This is a genomic window from Chryseobacterium salviniae (assembly GCF_035819015.1).
GTDB lineage: Bacteria > Bacteroidota > Bacteroidia > Flavobacteriales > Weeksellaceae > Chryseobacterium > Chryseobacterium salviniae.
The window spans coordinates 1-11,315 of sequence record NZ_JAYLAA010000011.1; the positions used below are offsets into that span (position 1 = coordinate 1).

General features: G+C 36.8%; 10 protein-coding genes and 1 rRNA gene. 8 read left to right on the top strand and 3 right to left on the bottom strand.

From position 1 onward, the window contains the following. On the top strand, positions 1 to 420 hold a 420-nt coding region (locus SOP96_RS01950; RefSeq protein ID WP_326319551.1), incomplete at its 5' end, for a transposase. 12 nt (positions 421 to 432) lie between these two features. On the opposite strand, the gene SOP96_RS01955 is transcribed toward SOP96_RS01950, so the two are convergent. After that, positions 433 to 1,593: a GlmU family protein gene (locus tag SOP96_RS01955; protein WP_326319552.1), complete on the bottom strand. Its 1,161-nt coding sequence runs from the start codon at positions 1,591 to 1,593 to the stop codon at positions 433 to 435. A gap of 176 nt (positions 1,594 to 1,769) precedes the next feature. Then, positions 1,770 to 2,021, bottom strand: a complete 252-nt coding sequence (locus SOP96_RS01960) for a type B 50S ribosomal protein L31 (protein ID WP_002976190.1) — start codon at positions 2,019 to 2,021, stop codon at positions 1,770 to 1,772. 228 nt (positions 2,022 to 2,249) lie between these two features. Here SOP96_RS01960 and SOP96_RS01965 point away from each other — a divergent pair, with 228 nt between their 5' ends. From SOP96_RS01965 to SOP96_RS01995, 7 genes are all read left to right on the top strand, one after another. After that, positions 2,250 to 3,659, top strand: coding sequence for a hypothetical protein (locus SOP96_RS01965; RefSeq protein ID WP_326319553.1), 1,410 nt, complete (start codon positions 2,250 to 2,252; stop codon positions 3,657 to 3,659). Positions 3,660 to 3,669: 10 nt separating this feature from the next. Then, positions 3,670 to 3,861, top strand: coding sequence for a hypothetical protein (locus SOP96_RS01970; protein WP_326319554.1), 192 nt, complete (start codon positions 3,670 to 3,672; stop codon positions 3,859 to 3,861). After that, on the top strand, positions 3,862 to 4,188 hold the full coding sequence (locus SOP96_RS01975; RefSeq protein WP_326319555.1) for a nucleotide pyrophosphohydrolase: 327 nt from the start codon (positions 3,862 to 3,864) through the stop codon (positions 4,186 to 4,188). Between the two features lie 80 nt (positions 4,189 to 4,268). Then, positions 4,269 to 5,495, top strand: a complete 1,227-nt coding sequence (locus tag SOP96_RS01980; protein ID WP_326319556.1) for a 3-phosphoshikimate 1-carboxyvinyltransferase — start codon at positions 4,269 to 4,271, stop codon at positions 5,493 to 5,495. Next, the gene (locus SOP96_RS01985) at positions 5,492 to 6,289 is read left to right on the top strand and encodes an SDR family oxidoreductase (protein ID WP_326319557.1); all 798 of its coding nucleotides are present in this window, start codon (positions 5,492 to 5,494) and stop codon (positions 6,287 to 6,289) included. Before SOP96_RS01980 ends, SOP96_RS01985 begins: the two co-directional genes overlap by 4 nt. Before the next feature lie 151 nt (positions 6,290 to 6,440). After that, a complete protein-coding gene (locus SOP96_RS01990) occupies positions 6,441 to 8,045 on the top strand; it encodes a BamA/TamA family outer membrane protein (RefSeq protein WP_326319558.1) in 1,605 nt (534 codons plus the stop codon). Between the two features lie 67 nt (positions 8,046 to 8,112). Next, positions 8,113 to 10,455: a phosphocholine-specific phospholipase C gene (locus tag SOP96_RS01995; protein ID WP_326319559.1), complete on the top strand. Its 2,343-nt coding sequence runs from the start codon at positions 8,113 to 8,115 to the stop codon at positions 10,453 to 10,455. Positions 10,456 to 10,965: 510 nt separating this feature from the next. Here the strand turns inward: SOP96_RS01995 and rrf are convergent. Then, positions 10,966 to 11,073 (bottom strand): 5S ribosomal RNA (rrf, locus tag SOP96_RS02000). Between the last annotated feature and the right edge of the window lie 242 nt (positions 11,074 to 11,315).

Here is an 11,315-nt window from a genome sequence, read left to right on the forward strand (position 1 = left end):
GACAATCGTGGTCAAATGCTTTCGATGGGAAATCCCAGAAGCGGAAATCATCACGATTTATATGAAATAGAAGATGTTATGGGCGAGATTATTGAAATTTTGTCGGAAGCGGAAATTTCTCATAAGGGTCTTTTTTTGAATGCAGATTCGGGATTTGACAGTGAAAGTTTAAGACAGAAATTAGAAATGGAGGAAATAACAGGCAACATCAAAACCAATCCCCGGAATGGAAAAACAGTAGATAATGATCATTATTTTGATGAAAAGCTGTACGAAAACAGATTTAAAATAGAGCAGGCAAATGCATGGTTAGACGGCTTCAAGGCTTTGCTGATAAGATTTGAAACACTGGATATTACCTGGAAGAATATGCACTTTTTGGCGTTTTCTCTTAAACTAATCAAAAAATTAAAAGTTTAAACAACTTCCATATTAATAATGATCAAAAATATGTTTTAAGATAGCTTTATCTTCATCGTCCAAAACCACTTTTCTTCTTGCCATGGCCCGTTGTGCAACTTCGTATGCTTTATCTAATTTAAATCTTTCATCATCTTTAAATCCGCCCCATGAGAAATTTTCAACCAAATTCGGAGGAAATCCTTCTTTGAAAATATTCGACGCCACTCCCACAACTGTTCCGGTGTTAAGCTGTGTATTGATCGCTGTTTTAGAATGATCTCCCATTATCACGCCGGCAAACTGAAGTCCGGTATCTTCAAAAGCTTTTCTCCTGTAGTTCCACAATCTTACATTTCCATAGTTATTTTTCATATTAGAAGAATTGGAATCTGCGCCGAAATTACACCATTCCCCAATGACCGAGTTTCCGATAAAACCGTCATGCCCTTTATTCGAATATCCGAAAATAATAATATTGCTGACCTCACCTCCCACTTTAGAATGCGGACCGATGGTTGTTGCGCCGTAGATTTTTGCGCCTAAATTAAATTTGGAATCATCACAAAGCGCAATAGGGCCACGCAAATGACAGCCTTCCATTATTTCAGCATTTTTACCGATATAAATTTTTCCTGTTTTGGTGTTCAGGGTTGAAAATTCTACCTGAGCACCTTCTTCAATAAAAAGATCTTTTTTATCTCCTAAAAATCCATTGGTGGAAGAAAGCTCCTGCGAAATCCTGTCTTTCGTAAGCAGATCAAAATCGAAATCGATTGCTTTCTGATTGTAAGTGAAAAGATCTGCCGGTTTTTTAAAGAAAACAAGCTCTTCTTTAATATCCGTCATTTTCTCAATCTGATTGAGGGAAAATCCTTCCATATTAATTTTAGCAGCAATTAATTCATCTTCATAAACCAATGCTTCACCTTGTTTGAGATCTTTAATTTGTTGAATAACACTTTCTGTAGGGAGAAAATTTGTTACCAGAAAAAGACTTTCTTTTTTTTCAGGTTCAGGAAATTTCTTCTGTAAATAAGACTCTGTAAAAAAGGAAATTTCGGTGTTTTCTAAAATCTTCTGCCATCTTTCGGAAAATTTGAGAATCCCACAACGCATTTCTGCTACGGGCCTTGTAAACGTAAGCGGAAGAAAATCTTCCCAATATTGCGCATCTGAAAATACTAATTGCATTTTAATAGAAGTTAGATGTTAAAAGTGAGAAGTTAGATGATGAAATCCGGAAGTATTAATTCGTTACTGTTTTAAATTAATTCCACATCCATCTCTAATTTCGATTAATAACAAAATTACAATAAAAAAAGTCTCCCGAAAATCGAAAGACTTTAAAATATTGTAATGTCAAAAAATTACTTAGCGAATTTTTTGTATTTGTTCATGAACTTATCAACTCTACCTGCTGTATCTACCAATTTCACTTTACCAGTGTAGAAAGGGTGAGAAGTTGAAGAGATTTCCATTTTGATCAAAGGATATTCTTGTCCTTCGTACTCGATAGTGTCTTTTGTTTCTGCTGTAGACTTGCAAAGAAATACTTCGTCGTTACTCATATCTTTGAAAACAACAAGTCTATAATTTTCTGGGTGGATTCCGTTTTTCATGTGTAAATTTCTTTTTTTGTTAATGTCACATGTAACCTTGCGGTTTCATAATACAATGTTAAAAATTAAAGTTTGCTTTCGAAATAGTAATGGATATTTCTCTGCTAATTTTAGGTTGCAAAAGTACAATATTTTTTTGAATTTGCAAATAAGGCAGTAATATTTTTTTCTTCACAAGAAATTCAAAGTATTTTCGTTACATTTGAAATTTATTAAACTTTAATTTCGATGAAAATCAAATTACTACTGGCTTTTTCTTTCTGGATGCTTGTAATGATGGTATCTTGTAATAAAGACGATATCAGTTTTGACGCTCCTTCACAGCAGCTTAGCTTTTCAAGAGACACGGTATTCTGCGACACCGTTTATCACCAGGTGCGTTCAGAGACGTATGCCGTAAAGGTTTATAATAATGAAGATAAAGACATCCTGATCCCGAGAATACATCTGGAAAAAGGGGCTTCTTCTTTATATAAAATCAACGTAGACGGAAAGCCGGGATATGATTTTAAAGAAGTTCCTTTGAGAAAGAAAGACAGCCTTTATATTTTCGTGGAAATTGCTCCGGAAGCAACAGGCCCTGAAGCGATCGCAGAAGACAAAATCCTTTTTGAAAGTCCTGCCGGACAGCAAAATGTAGTGCTGTTCTCCGTAGTTCAGGATGCTGAATTTTTCATCAAAACTCCTTCCAACCCCAATATTCTTACCTCTACTACAACCTGGAACAATAATAAAGCTAAAATTATTTACGGGGATCTCACGCTCGATCAGAATGCGATCCTGAACATCCAGCCGGGAACTAAAGTTTATTTCCATAAAAACAGCGGAATGAAAGTGCTTCAGGGAGCTACACTGAATATTAACGGAACACTTGCCAACAACGTCGTACTACGTGGTGACAGAAATGATCCTGCATACGACACTATTCCAAAAAACTGGAATTCAATCAAAATGGAACCCGGATCTAATCTGAATATGAATTATACACGAATTTTCGGAGGGACAAAAGGACTGGAAATGAAGCAAGCCAACGCTACTATCAGCAATTCATTTATCCATAATTTTCAGGAGTACGGAATTTATTCCATCGGATCAACAATTACGGCAAGAAATCTTATCATGAACAACTGTGGAGAATCTGCTATAGGTATCTTCAGAGGAGGAACCTATAATTTAACCCATTGTACCATTGCCAATTATTCTGACCTTCTTCAATCATATAACAGAAACGGAATATTTGCCACCAACGAATGGACCAATGATTCAAACCAGACCGAGCAGGGTGCACTGATCCTCAATGTAAGAAACAGTATCGTGTATTCAGATCGGGAAAATTCGGTGTTTTTTGAGCAAACGCCAGGACAGCTTTTTAATTTTACTTTTGAGAACTGCCTTTTGAAATATTCCAATCAATCGGAAGCAGGATTTTCAGATACTGCGCCAAGCATTATTCAGCTGGTAAAAAATCAGGATCCGCTGTTTGTCAATTACTTTGCAGCCCAGATGAATTTAAGGGTGAAGCAGAATTCTCCGGCTATCGGAAAAGGAAGCACGGCCGTTGCAGCAACAGTTCCTACGGATATTGCGGGTAACTCCAGAACCTCAAATCCTACTTTAGGTGCTTATCAATATCAATAATTTAGAGTAAATGGATTTCAATATTGTTAAAATAGGAGCTTTCATTGTATTAGTTATAGCCTATCTTACCGTAAGAAAACATCTTAAAAAGTTTGCCGACTTTACGGAAAATATTGGCAATTCTTCTCATAATGAAGAAAGAATAGAAACCTTACAAGCAAAAGTCAACATTTTAGAAGAAAAGATTAATATTAAAAATTAAATGGAAATTACAAACCTCCAGCAACAGGTTGATGAATGGATAAAAACGATTGGCGTTCGCTATTTCAATGAACTTACCAATATGGCTATGCTGACCGAAGAAGTTGGTGAAGTAGCCAGAATTATTGCAAGAAGATACGGCGAACAAAGTGAAAAGGAAAGCGACAAATACAAAGATCTGGGCGAAGAACTGGCCGATGTTTTATTCGTAACTTTATGTTTAGCCAACCAAACCGGAGTTAACCTTCAGGAAGCTTTCGATAAAAAAATGAAAGTAAAAACGGAACGTGACAAAGACCGGCATCAGAATAATGAGAAATTAAAATAATGCAGGAAGATTGAAGTAGAAAGTTTTAATATGTTAACTAACTTTCTGCTCCCAGCCTCCAGCTTCCAAATGAAGAAATAATGAAGTTAGAAAAATCACAATTAAAAGAAAATCAGACTATACAAATCAGCGGTTCGAAAAGTATTTCGAATCGTTTGTTAATTTTAGAAAGTCTGTTTAAAAATATAGAAATCGGAAACCTTTCAAATTCCCAAGACACAAGTCTTTTGAAAAAGGCATTATCGGAGAATACAGAGGTGGTGGATATCCACCATGCAGGAACGGCCATGCGTTTTCTTACCTCGTATTATTCCATTCAGGAAGGCAAAACAACTATTCTGACAGGCTCTAAAAGAATGAAGGAAAGACCGATTAAAAATCTGGTGACGGCTTTACAAAATCTTGGCGTAGACATCGAATATCTGGAAAATGAAGGATTTCCGCCGCTGAAAATTAAAGGAAGAAAAATCACCCGGTCAAAAGTTGATGTTCCGGCAAATATTTCGAGCCAGTTCATCACTTCCCTTCTGCTGATTGCAGGAAAACTTGAAAGCGGATTGGAAATAAATCTCGTTGGTGAAGTAACTTCCAGGTCTTATATCGAAATGACTCTGAATATTTTTACCCGATTCGGAATTAAAAACAGTTTCACCGGAAACACAATCAAAGTTGAGCCTTTCATCCATCATCAATCATCAATCATCAATTATGAAGTAGAAAGCGACTGGAGCTCTGCCTCGTATTTCTATTCTTTCGCAGCGTTGGGAAGAAAAACCATTCACCTGAAAAGCTTTTATAAAGAATCCACGCAGGGCGACTCTGCCATTACAAAGATTTATGAAGATTTTTTCGGAATCAAAACAATTTTCACGGAAGAAGAACACAAGTTAACACTTCAGCCGGAACCAAATTTTAAGTTTCCTGAAAAGATTGTTTTGGATATGAATAATTGTCCGGATATTGCCCAAACACTTTGTGTAACCGCAGCAGCATTGAAAATTCCTTTCGAAATTTCAGGTCTCGGAACATTAAGAGTAAAAGAAACAGACAGAATTTTAGCTTTGCACAACGAATTAAAAAAATTAGGGACAGAAACTGAATTTACAGATTTTTCGATTAAATCAACCGCCTTTAATGAACCTGAAGATCATATTTCTATTAAAACCTACCAGGATCACAGGATGGCAATGGCTTTTGCTCCGTTTTGCCTGGTTCAGGGATTAGAGATTGAAGACGAAGAGGTGGTGGAAAAATCCTATCCGAAATTTTGGGAAGATTTACAACTTATTTTAACTGAAAACTCATGAATACAAAAACAATCATCATCACAGGAACCTCTTCAGGAATAGGTTTCGTGCTGGCAGAATATTTCGGAAAGAAAGGCCATAAAGTGTACGGACTGAGCCGAAAGCACACCGAAAGTACTTATTTCAAATCCATTCCAACCGATGTTACCAATAATGATGCGGTAGAAAATGCAATCGCAGAAGTATTGAAGACCGAAACCCGAATTGATGTTCTCATCAACAACGCCGGAATGGGAATGGTAGGAGCTGTGGAAGATTCTTCAAAGGAAGACATTCTAAAATTATTCAATCTTAATTTAGTCGGAGCAGTTCAGATGATGAGCGCGGTACTGCCGAAAATGCGTGAAAATAAATTCGGGCAGATTATCAATGTATCGAGTATCGGAAGTGAAATGGGATTGCCTTTCCGTGGCTTTTATTCGGCTTCTAAATCCGCTTTGGATAAAGTGACCGAAGCCATGCGTTATGAAGTCTATCCGTGGAATATCCATGTCTGCTCCCTTCATTTAGGTGATATCAAAACCAATATTGCAGAAAACCGTGTACGCACCAAAGTTTCGGAGCCGTATAAAAATGTTTTCGATAAAGTATATGCTTTGATGAACAGCCACGTTGGAGACGGAACCGAACCTCTGGAAGTGGCAGAATATATAGATTTGCTTTTACAGAAAAACAAATGGAAGGCTCATTACTATTTTGGAAAATTCGGGCAGAAAATAGGAGTTCCTCTCAAATGGATTCTTCCGCAGGGAACTTATGAAAATTTAATGAAGAAATACAATAAACTGGCTTAGTTTCAGTTATTAAAACAAAATTTAAATTAAATATATTTTAAACCATTAAGATTTATTTTAAGATTAATAAGAATAACAAAATCAGAATCAGAATAATAATCTTAACTTGACTTAATAACTTAATAGATCTTAATGGTTTAAAAAATTACCGTTGAAATTAATTCTAAAAATATTTTTTATTCTCTTCTGCGTTTTCATTCAGGCGCAGAAGAAGCCGTATTTCCTTATCGATTCTGAAACCAAAGTAAAAAAGAAGGTTAAAGATTCTACTGCCGCTGTAAAATTTCTTGATTCTCTTGCCCAGACCAATTATTTTTTCACTCAGCTGAAAGAGGTCAGAAAAAAAGGCGATACAACGGAAATTGTTTTTCATAAAGGAAAAAATTTTAATGAAACCTATGTGAAGCTTTCAGATTCTATTTCGGATAAAATAAATGTTCAGAAAGAATTTTTTACTAAAAATTTAGATTCAACAAAAAAAAGCATTAATAAAAAATATATTGATGACGGTTTTGCCTTCAGCAGGATAAAATCTAAATATAAAGGCCAGAAAAACGGCTATCCTGTTGTAGAATTAGACATTAATAAAAATGATAAAAGAACCATCGACGGATTTGTGGTTAAGGGCTATACCAGCGTTCCTAAAAGATTTATCAAAAATCTCGAAAAAGAGTTTAAAGGTAAAACCTATGATGACAAAAATCTTCTGGCGATCAATAAATCCTTTCAGAGCCATCAGTTTGTAAGCCTTGAACGGCCGCCACAGACGATGTTTACGAAAGATTCTACAAGTATTTTCCTGTTCATGGAAAAGAAAAAAACCAACAGTTTCGACGGCGTCATCGGTTTTGGAAATGATAAAACGGATAAATTTACCCTGAATGGTACCCTGAATGTAAATTTTAGAAACATATTTAACAGCTTTGAAACCGTCAATCTTTACTGGCAGCGAAACCCGGATAAAGGACAGACTTTTGATCTTCAGGCGGATGTTCCTTATCTTTTCAAGTCTAATGTAGGGTTGAATATGAAAGTTAATATTTTCCGGCAGGATTCTACGTTTGCCAATGTGAAGGCACTTCCTGCTTTTTATTATCATCTTAATGCAAGAAATAAAATCGGTTTGCGAGGAACATTTGAAAGCTCCAGCATTATCGATACGCTGTACGTTCAGGGGAAAGATTACAACAAAAAAGGAATCGGGATCTGGTTTGAAATGGTAGAACCTACGGATATTGATCTTTTCCTCTACAAAACGAGAATCAACGCCGGTTACGATTATCTTACCACCAGATACACGAAAGATAATATTACCTCTCCGCAAAATCAGTTTTACTTTTTTGGGGAGCACAATTACCACATCAACGGAAACCATTTCCTTAACATCAAGGGAGAAGGAGCGATGATGGATTCCAAGATCGACTTTTCCGCCAACGAATTATACCGTTTCGGAGGCTGGAATTCCATGCGGGGTTTCAATGAAAATTCCCTGGCCGCCGACTTTTATTATTACGGAAGTTTAGAATACCGCTATCTCATCGGAAGCCAGGCCTTTTTTGATGTCTTCGGACAGTATGGGCAGCTCAATAACAAGTCTCTTAATGTGAAGCCCAAACTTTATAGCGTCGGGCTCGGATTTAATTTCTTTATTCCGATCGGGCTAATGAGCTTCCAGCTCTCCAATGGTAATGAATTCGGAAATCCCTTTAAATTTAATGATATCAAAATCCATTGGGGAATTTTGAGCAGATTTTAATCTACTCATTAAAATTATTATTAAATTAAAATGAAACCTGCTAACTTGCAGCTTCTTTCTATTACATATGAACAGAAGAGAATTTTTGGAAAAATCAGGAATCCTGATGGCTGGTTTGGGAACTTCAAGTGTCTTACATCCTGCCATTCTTAAAGCTTTATTGATTGAACCTGCAGCGCAGTCTACTTTTTATGATGCAGAACATGTTGTCATTCTCATGCAGGAAAACCGTTCTTTTGATCACGCATTCGGTTCCCTGAAAGGAGTAAGGGGATTTTCTGATCGCAGAGCTTTTATAAAACAGGACGGTCATTCCATATTTTTTCAGAAAAACAATGACGGAAAATATGCAGCTCCTGCCCGATTGGATTTAAAAAATACCAAATCCACATGGATGAGCTCGCTTCCCCATTCGTGGGGTAACCAACAGGAAGCATTAAATAATGGTAAATACGACCGCTGGCTTCAGGCGAAAGCATCCGATAATAAAAGCTATAAAGATATTCCTTTAACGTTAGGATATTACAACCGTGAAGATCTACCGTTCTATTATCAGCTTGCGGATGCCTTTACAATATTTGACCAGTACTTTTGTTCATCATTAACTGGAACTACGCCAAACAGGCTTTTCCACTGGTCGGGAACTTTACGCGAACAAAAAAACGGAAAAGTGAAGGCTAATGTTTATAATGAAAATATTGATTATGATAAAGAGCATCAGGCCAGATGGAAGAGCTTTCCGGAAATACTGGAAGAACAGAATATTTCCTGGAGGATTTATCAAAATGAAATCAGTCTTCCGAAAGGAATGTCAGGTGAGCAGGAAGCCTGGCTGAGCAATTTTACCGACAATCCTATTGAATGGTTTTCGAATTTTAATGTGAAATTTTCGAAAGGCTATTATGAACATATTCCCAAAATCATAGCCTATCTGAAAAATGAAATTGAAAAGCATCCTGAAAGAAAAGATGTTTTGGAAAAAAAGATTGCCGAACTGAAGGAAGACCAAGTGAAATATCATCCTGATCAATATTCAAAACTTTCACAAAAAGAAAGAAATCTTCACGAAAAAGCATTCACCATCAATAGCAACGATCCTAATTACTGGAATCTTGAAATCGGAAAGGATGAAAACGGTGAACAGCTTGTAGTGCCGAAAGGAGACGTGCTCCATCAGTTCAGAAAAGATGTTGAAAATAAAAAACTACCGTTGGTATCGTGGCTTATTGCGCCTGAGCACTTTTCAGATCATCCAGGCTCGCCGTGGTACGGGGCCTGGTACATCTCAGAGGTTCTGAATATCCTGACTAAAGATCCTGAAACCTGGAAAAAGACAATCTTCATTATTAATTATGATGAAAACGATGGCTATTTCGATCATGTTTTACCTTTTGCGCCACCTATGAATCCAGTTCAGCCCGTAGATATGAACGGAACCGAAGGTGTTGAATTTGTCAGCAGAAAGCAGGAATATATGGCTTCTCCAACATTGAAACAACACGAAAAAATTGAAGGCACGGTTGGTCTTGGCTACCGAGTACCTATGATCATTGCATCGCCATGGACAAAAGGTGGATTTGTCAATTCCGAAGTTTCAGACCACACTTCCGTACTCATGTTTCTGGAAAATTTTATCCGAAAGAAATTTAGCAAAGACGTAACCGTAGAAAACATCAGCAATTGGAGAAGAGCAATATGCGGAGATCTTACGTCTGCCTTTAATTCTTCGAGTATTAAGATTCCGGAAATGAATTATCTGAGCCAGAAAGAATATGCTAAAACAATCAATTCAGCCAGAAATAAGCCTGTTCCTAATCTGAAATGGTATAAAGAAAATGAATTAAGCACAGAACTTCTTGCCATTCAGGAACGCGGAATAAAACCGTCTAATGCTCTTCCATATAACTATCACATCAATCTTGGGAGTGGAGAAATAGTCATGATGAATGTAACAGAAAGAGCGGTTCCGATTATTATATATGACAGGACGAGGTTTAATGAAGATAATTTTTATTTTTCGTATGCACTTTATTCTAAACAGGAATTATCCCATATTATACAGCCCGGAGCTTACAACTACGAAGTATTTGGGCCAAACGGATTCTATAGAAATTTCAAAGGTAATAATACGCCTGAACTAAAAATATCATTGATAAATAATCTTTCTAAAAATACGGTTGAAATATGGATTGAAAACGCTCATGAAAATAATATTTCTATCATGGTAGAAGATTTATATGAAAAAATTGAGAAAACCATTGATATAGATAATACCAAAACATTAAAATTTCTTCTTGATAAAACCAAAGGATGGTATGATCTTAAAATAAATTCAAATAGCAATATCTGGCATTTTGCAGGCCGATTGGAAAATGGGAAAACTTCTATTTCAGATCCTCATTGGAGCTAAAACATACAGCTATTTTTGACCACATAACCATTTTTTCATGAGCTTTCTCCCGCTATCCGCTTCTACTCCTCGCGCCGGGCTTTTGCGTTGCCAAAGGCCTTTCTTTCCGGCTCCTGCTGTGGGGTAACCGCTGCTATCGGGGCTAAGGATGTGAGAGGTGAGAAGTGAGAGGTGAGAAGTAAGAAGTGAAAGGTAAGATATAAACCTTGAACTATAGGAATGAATAATGGTATCGGATGTTGATAAGTAATGGGTAATATGTAATTGGTAATTGGGTAATATAAAAAGTAAACCAGTGAATGATGATATGCCAGCTTATTTTCTACAATATATCCTGAACTTTAAACTTTGAACCCTGAACTTTGAATCTTGAACCTTGAATCTTAAATCTTGAACCCTGAACATCCCCTCTCACTTCCTCACTTCCTCACTTCCTCACTTCTTACTTCCTCACCTCTTACCGGTATAAAACAAAAAACCCCACACATTGCTGTATGAGGTTTGAATAAAAACTGGCGGCGACCTACTCTCCCGCGTTAGCAGTACCATCGGCGCTGGTGGGCTTAACTTCTGTGTTCGGAATGGGAACAGGTGAGCCCCACCGCTAAAACCACCCTAAAGGTTGTATATCATTTAAGGTTTTGTGTTCCGGGTTTGATGTTTATTGCTGTTACACTTTAAACCTTGAACCCTAAACTTTAAACATTAAATGTTTTTATCGGTAAATTTCATCACAAAGGCAAAACCAGTGTTGCACTTATAAGGCTTGTTGTTAGCGGCTTGCTTTTAGCTATTAGCTATCGGCCAGCTGCCATAAGCATCCTTATAGGCTATAAATCTACGGGTAATTAGTACTACTC